This is a genomic window from Massilia scottii, from assembly GCF_030846495.1.
Lineage (GTDB): Bacteria > Pseudomonadota > Gammaproteobacteria > Burkholderiales > Burkholderiaceae_D > Telluria_A > Telluria_A violaceinigra.
Window position 1 is genome coordinate 101,901 of sequence record NZ_JAVCWM010000022.1, and the last position, 15,380, is coordinate 117,280.

Genomic DNA, 15,380 nt, shown 5'->3' on the forward strand with positions numbered 1-15,380 from the left:
CGGCCAGCGCATCGAAGAAGATTATCGAATAATACAGAAATTCACGTAAATTCACTACAAAAATATGGCGGCCCCGACTGGTGGAGGGCCCGCATGATCGATGTTGCCGGCGCTCTTTATGGGCTGTGGATTTGCAATTAACGATCAAATTAAGCAAGCCGGGCCACCGGAATGTACGGTTTTCGCCAATTTTGTAGTAAAATTTCACGAAATAAATTCATAAGGAACGACCATGGCGTTGCATCCCGTAGTTGAATCGGTCACCAAACGCATCATCGAGCGCAGCCGGCCGTCACGCGGCGCGTATCTGGCGCACCTCGACGCAGCCCGCGTCGACGGGCCGCAGCGCGGCGCGCTGTCGTGTACCAACCTGGCGCACGGCTTCGCCGCCTTCCCGGCCAACGACAAGCTGATGCTCAAGCAGGTGAAGAAGCCATCGGTGGCGATCGTCTCGGCATATAACGACATGCTGTCGGCGCACCAGCCGTTCGAGCACTTCCCGGCCATGATCAAGGATGCGGTGCGCGAGGTTGGGGCGGTGGCGCAGTTCGCCGGCGGCGTGCCCGCCATGTGCGATGGCGTCACCCAGGGCCAGCCGGGCATGGAATTGTCGCTGTTCTCGCGCGACGCCATCGCCATGGCGACCGCGATCGCGCTGTCGCACAATATGTTCGATTCGGCCGTGTACCTGGGCGTGTGCGACAAGATCGTGCCGGGCCTGCTGATCGGCGCGCTGCATTTCGGCCACCTGCCGGCGGTATTCGTGCCGGCCGGGCCGATGACGACCGGGATGTCGAACAAGGAAAAGGCGCGCATCCGCCAGCTGTACGCGCAGGGCAAGGCCACGCGCGACGAGCTGCTCGAATGCGAATCGCAGTCGTATCACGGCGCCGGCACCTGCACCTTCTACGGCACCGCCAACAGCAACCAGATGCTGATGGAGATCATGGGCCTGCACATGCCGGGCGCCGCCTTCATCACCCCGGGCACGGCGCTGCGCGACGGTCTCACGCGCGCCGCAGCGCAGCGCGCGGTCGCCATTTCGCAGCAGGGCGAGCGCTACACGCCGGTCGGACAGATCGTCGACGAAAAGTGCATCGTCAACGCGGTGGTGGGCTTGCTGGCCACCGGCGGCTCGACCAACCACACCTTGCACCTGGTGGCGATCGCCAAGGCGGCCGGCATCGTGATCGACTGGAACGACTTCAACGAGCTGTCGGCGATCATCCCGATGCTCACCCGGATCTACCCGAACGGCGACGCCGACGTGAACCATTTCCAGGCCGCCGGCGGCCCCGGTTTCGTGATCCGCGAACTGCTCGACGCGGGCCTGCTGCACGACGACGTGACCACCATTCTCGGCAAGGGCTTGCGCGCGCACTGCGCCGAACCGTTCCTCGATGGCGAAAAGGCGATCTGGAAGGAACTGCCTGCGCTCACCGGCGACGACAGCGTGCTGCGGCCCGCTTCGGCACCGTTCGCGCGCGACGGCGGCATGATCCTGGTGGCCGGTAACCTGGGCCGCGCGGTGATGAAAATCTCGGCGGTCAAGGAAGAGCACCGCATCGTCGAAGCACCGGCGCTGACCTTCAATTCGCAGGAAGACTTCATGCACGCCTACACGGCGGGCAAGCTCGATCGCGACTTCGTGGCCGTGCTGCGCTTCCAGGGGCCGCGCGCGAACGGCATGCCGGAACTGCACGCGCTCACGCCGGCGCTGGCCAACCTGCAGGACGCCGGCCGCCACGTGGCGCTGGTGACCGACGGCCGCATGTCGGGCGCGTCGGGCAAGGTGCCGGCGGCGATCCACGTGTCGCCGGAGATCCTGGCTGGCGGCCCGCTCGGACTGGTGCGCGACGGCGACATCATTCGCCTCGACGCCACCACCGGCACACTGGAAGCGCTGGTGCCGGCCGACGTATGGGCTGCGCGTTCGCAGGCCACGGCCGACCTGTCGTCCAGCCATATCGGCATGGGCCGCGAACTGTTTACGATGTTCCGCAATGCGATCAGCGAAGCGGAGAAGGGTGCCACCACCTTCCCGCTGCCATCGCCGATTCCTACCACCGTGTCGCTGCACGACACCGCCGACATTGGCGACACCGTGCCCGGCTCCGACGAAGACTTTTTGATCAAGAACCCAAAATGACCATGACCCTACTCGACATCATGCGCTCGGCGAGCGTGATTCCCGTGATCGCCATCGACGATCCAGACCACGCGGTGCCGCTGGCGCAGGCGCTGGTTGCGGGCGGCATCCGCGTGCTCGAAGTGACGCTGCGCACCGCGCACGGCCTGGGCGCGATCCGCGCGATGGCGCAGGTGGAAGGCGCCATCGTCGGCGTCGGCACCCTGACGCAGGCCGATGAATTTGCGGCCGCGCGCGATGCGGGCGCGGTGTTCGGCGTCTCGCCCGGCCTCACGCCTGCGCTGATCGAGGCGGCGCGCAAGAGCGGCTTGCCGCTGCTGCCGGGCGTGATGACGCCATCGGAAGTGATGGCCGCGCGCGAAGCGGGCTTCCGCCAGCTCAAGCTGTTCCCGGCGGTGCCGGCGGGCGGCGTGGGCATGCTCAATGCGATCGGCGGCCCGCTGCCGGACGTGACGTTCTGCCCGACCGGCGGCATTTCGATCGAGACCGCGCCGCAGTTTTTGGCGTGTAAGAACGTGGCCTGCGTGGGCGGTTCGTGGCTCACGCCGAAGGATGCGATCCTGGCCGGCGACTGGGCCCGCATCACCGAGCTGGCCAGGGCGGCGTCCGCACTGCGCTAAGGCGTACCGCCGTGCGACCGTGCTGGCGCGGCAAACCGGGCCGTCCCATGACGCCCGGCGAGATCGGCATGGCGTCGGCCCTGTTCGGCGACGCCATCGATTACACGCGGGTCGAGGTGCACGCGCGCCGCTACCTGCCGTTCGGGCTGCAGCCGAAGAACTGCGCCATGACGCCCAACGGCACCATCTACTTCGACAAGTCCTGCTGCCTGCCCGATTTTTCGGCCGGCAGCGAGCATGCGCGCCACTGGTTCATGCACGAGATGGTGCACGTGTGGCAACACCAGCTGGGCTATCCGGTATGGTGGCGCGGCGCGGTGCGCATCGGCTTGAGCTATCGCTACGAGCTGGCCGAACACAAGACCCTGGCCGACTTCAACATGGAAGCGCAGGGCGACCTGCTGGCCGATTATTTCGTGCTCAAGTTCCTGCACTCGTCCACGGCGATGCGGCAGCAGCGCTACGCGAAAAGCCTGGCGCTGTTCGAGACCGTGCTGACGGGCTTTCGCCGCCATCCGGCGGGCAGGAATCATTTGCCGGGTGCGCGCCGCCTGGCGTGAGCGCTTGCCGCAATCCCGCTCCCGCTTCCGCCGCGGGGCCGGCCCTGTCGTCCTGCCTTCAACAGACATGACGGACGTTCGACCCCGGGTCGGACAAACACCCCCAAGCTGCGTCAAGTCCCACACGGCGTTACCGTATGTGCTGAGTCAACACTGCGCGGAGCCAGCCCTCTACTCTTGATGTTTATTTACGGCATCATTTTTCCGAGGGGTGTTTCATGCGGCCCAGCCAGCAGATCCTGTGTTGTATCGTCGCGGCCATGTTCAGTGCGGATGCCTGCGCGGCCCCGCACCTGGGCGAACTTGATGTGCGGCAGGGGAGTGGAGGCATCCCCTGCTTTACGGTGTTCCAGAAGGATGAGCGCCTGTTCGGCTCGCCCGAATTCCGCTCGATCAGCGTCGCGGATGTGACGGCGGGCGGGCGCACGCTGATGTGGGCGATGGCGATTCCGCCCGAGCGGGCGTTTCTCGTGACGTTTCGTTTATGCATACCGTATGCGGGGCGTTTGCCCGTCTTGCCGAAAACGAACGCCTTGCCGCTACAGTTGGGCAAAGTCTACGAGGTGCTTATCGACATCAAGCCACCCATGTCAGCCACCGCTCCCCGCGCTTACCGGGCCCGGTTTTGCCTGAGCGGGAAGACGGGCGGCGGGCTGCAGCTTCGCACGCTCAACAGCGGGGCAGTCGACGCCAAGGGACGTCCGGGGTGCGGCGCTTAGGAAGCCGCTGCACGGTTCGCCTGCGATTGCATGCCGCGACACCGTGTTGGCCACAATTGCCCGCCGGTTTCGCTTTCTTCGCAACACCTCGCCCGCGGCTTTTCGCCGCTTCCTGAAATCCCTGCGCCCGCGCAACTCAGCGTTGCTTTCGTTCCGCTAATGTCGGTTAAAGATTCCACGCGGAAATATCTTAAAACCGACAAATGCGAACCGGGAAATGGCGATGATCTCCTCTTTAGAGAGCTTGCAAGACCTTGTGGGCGACCGGCAGCACGACCGGCTGTTGCGCCTGTCATTTCCCCACGATGACGGCCCGTTCGCGCAGCTGCTCGTCAATCAGCTGTACGCATCGGAAGGCTTGTCCCGGCCATTTGAGTTCGTTGTGGAACTGTTGGCCGATGATCCTGGCATTCCGTTAAAACAACTCCAGGGCAAGCTCATGTGCATCGAACTGGTGCGCAAGGATGGCAGCCTGCGTCATTTTTCGGGGCGGGTGTTCAGTTTTTCCCTGAAAAGAGTTGATGGCGGCGTGTCGTTTTACGAAGCGCGGCTGGCGCCGTGGTTCAAGTATCTGAGCCTGCGCAAGGATAACTATTTATTCCACTACACGACGCTGTATCAGCAGGCGCGGAGCATTTTCGGGGATTACCCGAATCTGGCCGACTGGGATTGGCGGGTGCAGGGGGCGAGCGGGGTGATGACGGATTGTTGCCAGTTCGACGAGACCGACAGCAATTTCCTGGAGCGGCGTTGGGCTGCCGCCGGCATTTTCTATTGGTTCGAACACAGCGCCACGGGTCACAAGCTGGTGCTATCCGACGATTCGAGCGCAGCGCCGCCGATTGACGGCAGTCCGGAGATTGCGTTCCAGCGTCATGGCGGCACAGTCGAAGAGGACGGCATCGGCGAATGGTCGCCCGGGCGCCGGATCACGCAGGGCGCCATCGCGCTCGCGTCCTACGATTTCAAGGCGCCGCAGCCGGCGCTGACCTCCCTGCCGACGCTGCATCAGCAGGGCGAGGTGTTTCACGTCGAATCGTACGAATACACGGGCGCGTTCGGATTCAAGGATGGTGGCGATGCCCGTTCGGTGGCACAAACCCGCATGGAGGCGCTGGAAGCGGCTGGCAAAAGCTTCAAAGGTGTTGGCAACAGCCGTTATGTCATGCCGGGCCGCTGGTTTCGTCTGACCGGTCACTTCGACCGGCGAGTTGCGGAGAACGACGAGCAGGCCAGGGAATTCCTGATCGTCGAGGCGATTCATACCGCGAGCAATAACTACCATGTGAGTGCGACCGCGCCGTCCCATTACGACAATCAGCTGGTGTGCGTGCGAAAAATCGTGCCGTGGCGCGCGCCGTGCAGTCATCACAGCAGCGAGACGAAAATCCACGGCATTCAGACCGCCACGGTGGTCGGCCCCGCCGGCGAAGAAATTCATACGGATATGTATGGCCGGGTACGGGTTCAGTTTCATTGGGACCGGGCCGGCGCCAGTGACGAAAAGAGTTCGGCCTGGATTCGCGTCGCGACACCGTGGGCAGGCGAGAATTTCGGGATGGTGTCGATTCCGCGCATTGGCACGGAAGTGCTGGTGCAGTTCATGGATGGCAATCCGGACCGGCCGATCATCACGGGCATGGTGCCGAACGCGAATACGCTGCCGCCCTGGGCACTGCCGGCCAATAAGACCCAGAGCGGCATCCTGTCACGCTCGACTCCCGGCGGCAGCTACGACAACGCCAATGCCTTGCGCTTCGAGGACAAGAAGGGGCAGGAGCAGTTGTGGCTTCATGCGGAGAAGGATCAACTGACCGAAGTTGAGCATGACGAGGATAAATGGGTTGGCAATGACCGGCGCAAGACGGTTGACCGCGACGAGAGCAGTCATATCAAGCGTGACCGCACCGAAACGGTTGATCGGGACGAGGCGATCACTGTGCATCACAACCGCACGGAACGCGTCGACCATGACGAGCGTATCAGCATCGGAGAGAACCGCAGCGAAGACGTCGGCAAGGACGAGACGATTTCGATCGGCAGCAATCGCAGCGAGAGCGTCGGCAAGAATGAAACGATCAGCGTTGGCTGCAATCGCAGCAAGACGGTGTCCAAAAACGAGAAAGACAAGATCGGGAAAAACTGGTCGATCAACGTCGCCCGCATGAAGACCGAGACGATCGGCATGGCGTCCATGCAGAACGTGGGCATGGGGCGGATCGATACGGTGGGCATGGCTTACAACCTGAACGTCGGGATGATCATGGCGACGGTGGTCGGGAAGAGCCAGACCACCAAGGTCGGCAAGGTGGTGTCGGTGTCCGCTGGCGAGAAGATAGAACTTGTGTGCGGCGGATCGAAATTCGTCATGACGCCGGACGCGATTTACCTTGAAAGCAAAAACATTCACATCAAGGCGAGCGGCAAGGTGCATGTCGATGGGCCGGCCGACGTGCTTCTCAATTCGGGCGGCGCCGAGAGCCCTCCGGGAGGCGATGGGGAGAAGGCCTCATGATGGCCTCCGTCGCCGTGGAGGAGGTGCCTGCCGGCGATGCCGGCGTGTGTGCCACCATCCATAACCATACGGGCGTCCCGCACTTCTGGTTCCAGCAATCCGGTCCCGAAGGCGAACGCCTCGATGTTCTGGTGGTACGCGCCACGTTCGACTTTGCCGCGCATGGCGAGCGCATTACCCTCGCTGCGATCCAGCACCCCGTCGTTGTTGGTGATGTGTACGCCGGACCTGCATCCACCGATCCGCTGCGCGCCATTATTCAGGAGGATGGCGATCTGGTGCCGTACAAGCCTGGCACGGACATCCTCGTCAGCGGTCGCGCACTGGCGCCTGGTGGATTGCCGCATGCCCAGTGGGTGGCGGGACTACGCGTCGGCGCGCTTAAAAAACTGTTACGCCTGCATGGGCCGCGCCAGTTTCGCAAGCGATTGTTTGGGTGGCGCGTCGGGCTGGCGTCGCCTGTGGCATCCGTGTGCCTCGATTACCGGCTGGCGTATGGCGGCTGCATTGACGTCGCGGCTGCATTCACCGGCGATGGGGAGCCCGACACGATCAGGCATCGCGCAAATCCGGCCGGCATCGGCTGGTTGCCCAAGCCCGCCGATTACAAGCACCTCGGACGGGCTGGCCGCGCCTTCATAGCACGCTGGGTGGCTGGCCAGAAGGTGCTGGATGCTCCGCAAATCGAGGCTGCGCTCGATCCGGTCACGCATCCGTTCCAGTGCTTGCCGCCCCAAGGGTTTGGTCCGATCGCACGCTGGTGTACGCCACGCGTGGGTTACCAGGGTGACTACGATGCGCATTGGCGTTCCACCCGGTATCCGCTGCTGCCAGACAATTTCGATGCGCGCTACTTCCAGAATGCCCCGTCCGACATGGTGATGACGCCGCATTTGCGCGGCGACGAAACCGTGACGATGACCGGCCTGCTTCCGGAGAAAACGGACATGGCCTTGTCCGGATGGATGCCGATCGTCGTCGCCCGGCTCGCCAGCGGAGGCGATGTGATCAGCGTGCCGCTGCTCGATACCCTGCGTTTCGACCTGGACCGGCGCCAGGTGTCGATGGTCTGGCGAACCCATTTCGATTACGACGATCCCGTGGTGGACATTGCGATAGCGGTTACGACCTCCGGAACCGCGACCAAGCCAGATCAGCCGGTAGTGCAACCATTGAGCGGGGTGGATGATGGGTCTGGTCCGACATATCGCGCATGCTGACGGCTGGCTCGTCGTCGCCACGGAGCCTGATTTGTGCCAGGTGGGGAAGTGCGTGGTGGCGTTTAACAGCTTCGCCCAACTCGATTACAAGCATGCGGCTTCGCCGGATGTGAAAGCGCGCGGGACGCCGGTGTACCGGATCGGCGATCTCTTCAAGAACACGCAAGCGAACGCGGGCGCGCACATTATGTCCGGCACCTCGCTGTCCACCGGTTATGTGCAAATTCTGGAAGGGCATTCCAACGTCAAGGTCAATGGGATTCCTGTAGCGCGTCACGACAGTGGCTGCCGTATCAATTGCGACAGCGCAGGCATGGGTGGCGCGCGTGGGCAGGTGGTGACGATGGTCAAAACCGTCGCGCCGCCCGCAGCGGCATCAGCCGGGACCCCTGCAACCGCTGCGGCGAGTGTCAGCAAGAAGCTGTTGGCCATGAAAGCACTGCGGGACAAGCTGCTTGCAGGGCGCCTGGACTTCGATGCGCTTGACGAATTCTTCAATTTTGATCGCGCGAACGCTGTGTCGGATGGCTGGATCGGAGAGATCCAGGGCACGCCCGGAACGGTCGGCGATTGGGCGGCGCAGGGCGCACGCGGCGTGCTTGGGGGCGTGAAGGGTTTTGTCATGGGCACTGGCGAACTGGCCTATGAAGCGGTCAAAGGGGTGCCCAAGTTGTTGCGCAGGGGCGGCACCGTGCAAGGCCAGCAGCTTGCAATGCTCGATAAGCTGATACTTATCGAAGATATTCGTCTCGGTAACGTTAGCGCGACGAGTGTGGCGCAAGATGTGAGTGGGCTTGCGTCGGCGATGGTCAGCCCGGTTACCAATCCTTGGTCGAAGGGGCAGTATGTCGAATCGGTGACGCGGGGGGTGTTTGAAGTCGCCATGTTTGGTAGCGGCTGGCTAAAAGCCGCACGTGCGGCAAAAGCCAAAAAGTTGTTGGACTTGACTAAGGTTAAGGATGCTGCGGCTACCGCTGCCACTACCACTACCGCGACGGCTGGTATCACTGCTGTTCGAGCAGGCGCCAGCGTTACCGTCCCGGTTGGCGTTCCTACTGGTGGAATAGTTACCGGTACTAGCGGGACCGGCGTTACCACTGCCGCAGCTACGGCCGCAGGTGCTAGCGCTACGGTCGGCACAGCTGCTACCGCGACAGTCCCTGCTGTCAGCGTGCGAGCTGCTTCACGTTCCGCCGGTGCTTCAACGCCCCCTGGCGGGGTGTATATTTCGCTTGCGCCAAAGCGCGCACGTCCTCCGCCTAACGGCTATGTTGGCCCGGATGGATACATTACACATGGAATTCGAGAAGGGCCACTACGTTCTGAGGAAGGACGTAAGCTAGTAGCATCTTACCGAGCGCAAGGTATTCCGCCAGGGAAAGCATTGGAAATGGCTAAAGAGTTGATGGCCAGCGGATCGACATTGCCAAAAGCAGTAGATCTCGCCGCAGGAGATTCCCTCTATAAATTAGTGCCAGAAGGAAAAATGCCCGGTCAGTATTCAGCATTCTTTGCGACGAAGGATGAGGTGTCTGCGTTGAAGGGTATGAGTTATGACCAAATATCAGATCGTATTGGAATTCCGTTGGAAAGTCAGCAAACCCTCAGATTTGATGTGGTAGAGGTTAAAGCTACCAGAGCTGTTACAGTATTTGAATCAACAATTGCTCGTACTTCCCAGAACGGATATATTCAGCCTGGTGGGGGAGTTCAAACTCTTATAACCAATCGTAGCGCTTTTACAGATCCGATTGTAATTGGAAAATTGCCATGACATCAACAAAGAGAAAGCTGGTTAAATTAGATGGGCAGACAGGAGACTATGCGGAAGTGGACAAGATCCGATTAAAACGTGAAGCGCGGGAATTAATTGAATATATCAAGAAAAATATTGATCCGAACAAAGATGAGTATGGGATATGGACGTCAGTTGTCCCATTATGCCAAGATGTGCTTGCCGAAAAAATTCCGTTGCCTGTCTCTTTTTTTAGCTTGCCGCTTAGATATGAATCACGTGAACAACTTTTAGAAACTGGTTTTGATGAACTATTTTCTGAGTTTAAATTGACGATTTCCGGTGCTGCGCGCGAAATTCTTGACGAGGTGGTTATTGACGGCGTCAGGTACATGTACGCGGATTTCGAAGAATGAGCGAGACTGGCGCGCAAGCGCTGATCAATCACCCGCCTGCGCACCATTGCCGTCAAGCAGGCACAAATGGTGCGTTCCATTTTTCCACGCCCGGAATCGAGCTTTCCGTTTGAAGCAGGTGTACCGCTCCTATTCTGCTTGGGAAACTACCATGAGTGCAACGAAAAGAAGGCTGGTAAAATTATTGGGTGACACACATCGCTTTGCTGAAATCGATGAGCGGCGTCTAAAACGTGAGACACGGGTGCTGCTCGACTATATAACAAAAAATATTGATCCGGATAAGGACGAGCACGGCATATGGAGATGGGTGGTTCCGATGTGTGAAAGTGTACTGGCTGGAACCATTCATCTACCGGTTCCTTTCTCGGAGCTGCCTCTCAAATATGAAATTCGCGAGAGACTGTTGACGCCAGAATTTGAGAAAGTTTTGGCTGAGTTCAGATTAACCATTTCCGGAACTCCACGCGAAGTTTATGAGGAAATCGTCATCGACGGTGTCAAGCATGCGTATGTCGATTTTGAGGAGTGAATGCGGCCCCATTTGAATAACATCGGGGCCAGGTGGACAAGCCAGCCGCTCCCACACACCTGTGCTAGAAACTACTGCTGCCCCGCAAACTCAAACTCCACCAGCGCATCATCCGGCCAAGTCGCATCGTGCAGCGGCACCACATACATCATTCCGTCCGGGCCAATGGCCTTGGCCGGTGCAGTCACCTTGCGTTCTCCCGCCACCATGCGATAGCCCGCAAGCGCGCGCGGCGCCAGCTGAATCACATGCACGCGCGAGCTCCGGCAAGCGCCGCCGAGCGTCGTAATCAGCGTACGCTTGAAGAACGAGACGTCCTTGCGGTCCACCGCCCAGCGCACTTCGCATTCCAGCCGTAAATCCCCCAGCCGGCGCGCGTTGGCCGGCACCTCGGGCGTGTGCACGTCCGGGCGCCAGCGGAAGCTGCCTTTCTTGCGATTGAGGATGATTTCAGCATCCTCATCCAAGGCAGACTGATCGCGCGGCATCGCGAACGTGCCATCGGCAGCCAGCGGCACCCCGATGCTGGTCTCGTTGCCCGCGATCCGGATCGTCACACCTTCGATGCTGTCGCTTGGCATACTCGGGCGCAGCAGGAAACGCAGGGCCGCGGCCGGCGCCAGTGTGTGCTTTTTATCGAACGCATCGAGCCCGGCAACAAACGCGCGGTACGTCTTGAAATCAGGATCGCGCAGCGCGTTGACCTGCACCGTATCAACTTCCTTGACGTCTTCGGCTTCCTGGGCGGGAGCGATGCCTGCCGCCAGCATCATGGCAATCAGTAATGTGAATTTCATCACGTCTATTCGTAACGCAAACAATCGACCGGCAGCAGTCGTGACGCGCGCCGTGCCGGGTAATAACCGAAGAACACGCCCACCAGGCTGGAGAAGCCGCAGGCAACAATCACCGCGGACACGGTGATCACGACATCGAACTTGCCGGTGGCGGTAATTGCCGCCGCCAATCCCATGGCGATGGCAATGCCCACCACGCCGCCAGCGAGGCAAATCACCACCGCCTCGGTCAAAAATTGCAACAGCACATCGCGCGGCTTGGCGCCGATGGCCATGCGGATCCCGATCTCGCGCGTGCGCTCGGTCACCGACACCAGCATGATGTTCATGATGCCGATGCCACCCACCACCAGCGAAATGGCGCCGATCACGCCGAGCATGGCGGCAATACCGGCGCTGATCTTGCCGGCCGTCTCCGCGAACGACGCCAGGTTGTCGATGCGGAAGTCGTCCGGCTCCTCGAACTTGATGTGATGGCGGTCGCGCAAGGTTTCGTTGATGTCTTCGATGGCGTCCTGCAAATTGCCGTCGGACTTACCCTGCGCCACGACGTAATGCACATTGTCGGGGAAGGGATTGCGGACCAGGTGGGCGCGGGCGGCGGTAATCGGCACCAGCACCAGTTCGGATATGTCCGGCCCGTCGACCTGCTTGCCCTCGCCGTGCAGCACCCCAACGACCTGGAAGGCGACGTTTTCGATGCGGATATATTTGCCGAGCGGGTCCATTTTGTAGAAGAACTGGTCGGCGACCTTGTGTCCGATGATCACGCTGCGCGAGGCGGCGCGCACGTCGGCTTCGCTGAACACGCTGCCCAGTTCGATCTTCCAGTTGCGGATCTTGAACATGGCGGGCGTCACGCCGTGCACGATGCTCGACGAGGTTTCGTTGCCGACTGCCAGCTTGAAGCCCCCTTGGAGCGCCGGCGCCGCGCCGGACAGGCTGGACAAGGAATTCAAGGCGGCCGCGTCGGCCAGGGTCAATGCCGGCGCGGCACCGGCGCGCATGCGCTGGGCCGCGGCGCGGTTGCCGCCCGGCGAAATGAACAGCATATTCGTGCCCAGCGCTTCGAGTTCCTTGCCGATGAAGCGCTGCATGCTGTCGCCCAGGGCCAGCAGCAGTACCACCGAGGTGATGCCGATGATGATGCCGAGCATGGTCAGCGCGGTGCGCAGGCGGTTCGCGCTCATCGATCGGAACGCTTCGATCACAACCTGGAAGAAATTCATGGCGTGCCTCCGTGCGCCAGCGCCTGCTGCTCATGGCTGAGCGCCAGTTCGCGCAAGCCGTCGGCGGCCGGGCCGTCGTACAGCACGCGCCCATCTTTCAGGCGCATCAGGCGCTTGCTGTAGGCGGCGATGTCGGGCTCGTGCGTGACCAGCAGGATCGTGATGCCGCGTTCCACATTCAATTGCTGGAAGGAGCGCATGATGTCGACGCTGGTCTGGGTGTCGAGGTTGCCGGTCGGCTCGTCGGCCAGGATCAGCGGCGGGTCGCCCACCAGCGCGCGGGCGATCGCCACCCGTTGCTGCTGGCCGCCGGACAATTGATTGGGCGTGCGCTTGGCGTACTCGGCCAGGCCGACCCGCTCCAGCTCGACCAGCGCCTTGGCGTGCGCCTTCGCGCGCGATACGCCGGCGTAGATCAGCGGCAGGGCCACGTTCTCGGCCACGCTCATGCGCTTGATCAGGTTAAAGCTCTGGAACACGAAGCCGATGGTCCGGTTGCGCACGGTCGCCAGTTCGGCGCGCGACAGGGTCAATGTATCGATGCCGTTGAGCAGGTAAGTGCCGCCGGTGGCCTGGTCCAGGCAGCCGAAGATATTCATCAGGGTCGACTTGCCCGAGCCGGATTGCCCCATCACGGCCAGAAAGTCGCCGCGCGGCACCAGCAGGTCGATGCCGAACAGCACTTGCGTCTCCATGCTGCCCGAAAAATAGCTTTTCGTGACCTGGCGGATATCGATCAGCGGCGTGTCCTGCGCCGGCATCAGAACTCGCTCTTGGCGCTGGCGTTGGCGCGCGTGATGACTTTATCGCCCTTTTTCAGCTCGCCCGACAGCACTTCCGTATAGCGGAAGTTGGACAGGCCGATCTTGATGTCGACAGGTTTGGCCTCGTTCTTCTCGTCGAGCTTGTAGACCTTGAAGATGCGCGCCGTTTCGCTCTTGCTGCGGAACGTGATGTCCTCATCCTCGGCCGGCGGCGGCACGGCCGGGGCGGCCTTGCCGTCGGCCGCATTTTCCTTTTGTCGTTTCTTCTGTTCTTTTTCCAGCTCTTCATCGCTGAGGCGGAAACGCAGGGCGGCCGTGGGAATGCGCAGCACGTTGGGGCGGTTGCCGACCACCAGGCGCACCTGGGCCGTCATGCCGGGTTTGAGCAACTCTTCCTTGTTTTCCACATCGAGCACGACGTTGTAGGTGACCACGTTCTGCACCACATTCGCTGCCAGGCGGAACTGGCGCATGCTGGCCGCGAATTCGCGATCGGGATAGGCGTCGACCACGAAGTGGGCCGGCTGGCCATCTTTCAGCGCGCCAACGTCGGCTTCCGAGACGCTGGTGTCGATCTGCATCTTGGTCAGGTCTTTGGCGATCTGAAACAGGTTCGGCGTGGTGAAGGAGGCCGCTACCGTCTGGCCCAGGTCGATCGTGCGCTTGATGACGACGCCGTCGATGGGGGCGCGGATCACGCTGTTGTCGAGGTCTGCCTGGGCGCGCGCCAGTTGCGCCTCGGACAGCTTGATATTCGCCTTGGCCACGTCCAGCTCGCGGCGCGCCTGGTCCAGGGTCAGGCTGGAGACATAGTTCTGGGCCACCAGCCGTTCGTTGCGCTCGAAGTTCGCTTGCGCCAGGCGCATCGAGGCCTGGGCCGAGGCCAGTCCGGCTTCGACCTGGCGGATCTGGGCGTTGAAGATGGTCGGGTCGAGTTTGAGTAGCACCTGGCCCTTTTTCACGTGGTCGTTGAAGTCGGCCTTGAGCTCGACCACCGTGCCCGAGACTTGCGAGCCGACATTGATCAGCGCCACCGGGTTGATGGTGCCGGTGGCCGTGACGGTTTGGGTGATGGTGCCGGTGTCGACCGGCGCGGCGCGGTAGCGCGACTCGGGGATGACAGGCGGTTTTTTCGACTGCAGCCAGGCAGCGCCGGCGGCGCCGACAGCGAGCACGGCGATCAGGATGGCTACGCGTTTCCGGGTGAATAATGTCATTGGCTTCAACAAGTCTGGCGCGGCAGCGCGACGTCGTAGTGTCCGCCATTTGTGCTAATTAGGCAACATGCATACGCGTTACTTTATCGTCCATGGGGCAAATGTCGGCGATGCCGATGACGTTGTGCAGGCGCGCCATGAACAGGTCGAGCAGGTCGGGGTCCGGGGCGCGCAGGTTCAGGAAGATGGTGTCGTTGCTGGTGCGGCTGTCGAGCTCCATGGCGGCCAGTTGCAGGCCTCCGCGGCGGGCGATCGCCAGCACGGCTTCGAGGGTGTCCAGGGTGGCCGTCCTGGGGACGGAAAAACTCAGGGGGAGGTGGCTATCGTTCATGTCGAAAGGATATCTGGAGGGCTGCGGAATAGGCTTTTGAAGTGAGGCCTTGTTTGGTTTTTGGTGGAAGATTCTTCTGGCTGGAATGTGATATTGTGGAAATTCTTCTTTTGGAATGCGAAAAGCCATGAATGCTGCCGAACTTGATGAGATTGACCGCAAGATCTTGCGCGAGCTGCGCCGCGATGGGCGGATTTCGAATACGCAGCTGGCCGAGAAGATCGGCCTGTCGGCGTCGCCCTGCTGGAACCGGGTGCGGCAGATGGAGGAGGCGGGGGTGATCGAAGGCTATACGGTTCTGCTGAGCCAAAAAGCGCTGGGCGTGCCCGATACGGTGATGATCGAGGTGACCCTGGACCGGCATGATGACGATACCTTCGAGCGCTTCGGACAGGCGCTGGCCGATATGCCGGAAGTGCTGGAGGCGTATTTGCTGACCGGGGAGTACGATTACCTGATCAAGGTGGCGGTGGCGGGGACGGCGGGGTACGAGGAGTTTTTGCGGCGCAGGTTGTACAAGCTGCCGGGATTGCGGCACAGCAGGTCGACATTTGTGCTGAGGGTGATGAAGCGGAG

Annotated in this window: 15 protein-coding genes; 10 read left to right on the plus strand and 5 right to left on the minus strand. The window is 61.4% G+C overall.

The window, feature by feature from the left end; genetic code table 11:
• Positions 1-232 precede the first annotated feature (232 nt).
• The 9 genes from edd to RBA41_RS25075 all read left to right on the plus strand — a co-directional run bounded on the left by edd (position 233) and on the right by RBA41_RS25075 (position 10,466).
• Complete coding sequence (gene edd / locus RBA41_RS25035) at positions 233-2,149, plus strand: phosphogluconate dehydratase (RefSeq protein ID WP_306626945.1); 1,917 nt, start codon at positions 233-235, stop codon at positions 2,147-2,149.
• A complete protein-coding gene (eda, locus tag RBA41_RS25040) occupies positions 2,146-2,769 on the plus strand; it encodes a bifunctional 4-hydroxy-2-oxoglutarate aldolase/2-dehydro-3-deoxy-phosphogluconate aldolase (protein ID WP_306626946.1) in 624 nt (207 codons plus the stop codon). Before edd ends, eda begins: the two co-directional genes overlap by 4 nt.
• 11 nt (positions 2,770-2,780) lie before the next feature.
• Complete coding sequence (locus RBA41_RS25045) at positions 2,781-3,329, plus strand: Rhs element Vgr protein (protein ID WP_306626947.1); 549 nt, start codon at positions 2,781-2,783, stop codon at positions 3,327-3,329.
• 218 nt (positions 3,330-3,547) lie between these two features.
• Positions 3,548-4,048: a hypothetical protein gene (locus tag RBA41_RS25050; RefSeq protein ID WP_306626948.1), complete on the plus strand. Its 501-nt coding sequence runs from the start codon at positions 3,548-3,550 to the stop codon at positions 4,046-4,048.
• A gap of 223 nt (positions 4,049-4,271) precedes the next feature.
• Complete coding sequence (locus RBA41_RS25055; protein ID WP_306626949.1) at positions 4,272-6,563, plus strand: type VI secretion system Vgr family protein; 2,292 nt, start codon at positions 4,272-4,274, stop codon at positions 6,561-6,563.
• Positions 6,560-7,783 (plus strand): DUF2169 family type VI secretion system accessory protein, encoded by a 1,224-nt coding sequence (locus RBA41_RS25060; RefSeq protein WP_306626950.1) that lies wholly within the window; start codon positions 6,560-6,562, stop codon positions 7,781-7,783. Before RBA41_RS25055 ends, RBA41_RS25060 begins: the two co-directional genes overlap by 4 nt.
• A gap of 52 nt (positions 7,784-7,835) precedes the next feature.
• Positions 7,836-9,557, plus strand: a complete 1,722-nt coding sequence (locus tag RBA41_RS25065) for a hypothetical protein (protein ID WP_306626951.1) — start codon at positions 7,836-7,838, stop codon at positions 9,555-9,557.
• Positions 9,554-9,934, plus strand: coding sequence for a hypothetical protein (locus tag RBA41_RS25070; RefSeq protein WP_306626952.1), 381 nt, complete (start codon positions 9,554-9,556; stop codon positions 9,932-9,934). The genes RBA41_RS25065 and RBA41_RS25070 overlap by 4 nt, the downstream gene beginning before the upstream one ends.
• Before the next feature lie 151 nt (positions 9,935-10,085).
• Entirely contained in the window at positions 10,086-10,466 is a 381-nt protein-coding gene (locus RBA41_RS25075; protein WP_306626953.1) for a hypothetical protein, read from the plus strand.
• Between the two features lie 71 nt (positions 10,467-10,537).
• On the opposite strand, the gene RBA41_RS25080 is transcribed toward RBA41_RS25075, so the two are convergent.
• From RBA41_RS25080 to RBA41_RS25100, 5 genes are read right to left on the minus strand one after another with little or no spacing between them, the layout of a single operon-like run.
• Positions 10,538-11,263, minus strand: coding sequence for a hypothetical protein (locus RBA41_RS25080; protein WP_306626954.1), 726 nt, complete (start codon positions 11,261-11,263; stop codon positions 10,538-10,540).
• A 5-nt stretch (positions 11,264-11,268) separates the two neighbouring features.
• On the minus strand, positions 11,269-12,492 hold the full coding sequence (locus tag RBA41_RS25085) for an ABC transporter permease (RefSeq protein ID WP_306626955.1): 1,224 nt from the start codon (positions 12,490-12,492) through the stop codon (positions 11,269-11,271).
• Positions 12,489-13,253 (minus strand): ABC transporter ATP-binding protein, encoded by a 765-nt coding sequence (locus RBA41_RS25090; RefSeq protein WP_306626956.1) that lies wholly within the window; start codon positions 13,251-13,253, stop codon positions 12,489-12,491. Before RBA41_RS25090 ends, RBA41_RS25085 begins: the two co-directional genes overlap by 4 nt.
• On the minus strand, positions 13,253-14,473 hold the full coding sequence (locus RBA41_RS25095) for an efflux RND transporter periplasmic adaptor subunit (protein WP_306626957.1): 1,221 nt from the start codon (positions 14,471-14,473) through the stop codon (positions 13,253-13,255). Before RBA41_RS25095 ends, RBA41_RS25090 begins: the two co-directional genes overlap by 1 nt.
• 58 nt (positions 14,474-14,531) lie before the next feature.
• The gene (locus tag RBA41_RS25100; RefSeq protein WP_306626958.1) at positions 14,532-14,804 is read right to left on the minus strand and encodes a hypothetical protein; all 273 of its coding nucleotides are present in this window, start codon (positions 14,802-14,804) and stop codon (positions 14,532-14,534) included.
• Between the two features lie 127 nt (positions 14,805-14,931).
• On the opposite strand from RBA41_RS25100, the gene RBA41_RS25105 reads away from it, so the two are divergent.
• The coding region (locus RBA41_RS25105; RefSeq protein ID WP_306626959.1) for an Lrp/AsnC family transcriptional regulator at positions 14,932-15,380 on the plus strand (449 nt) is incomplete at its 3' end.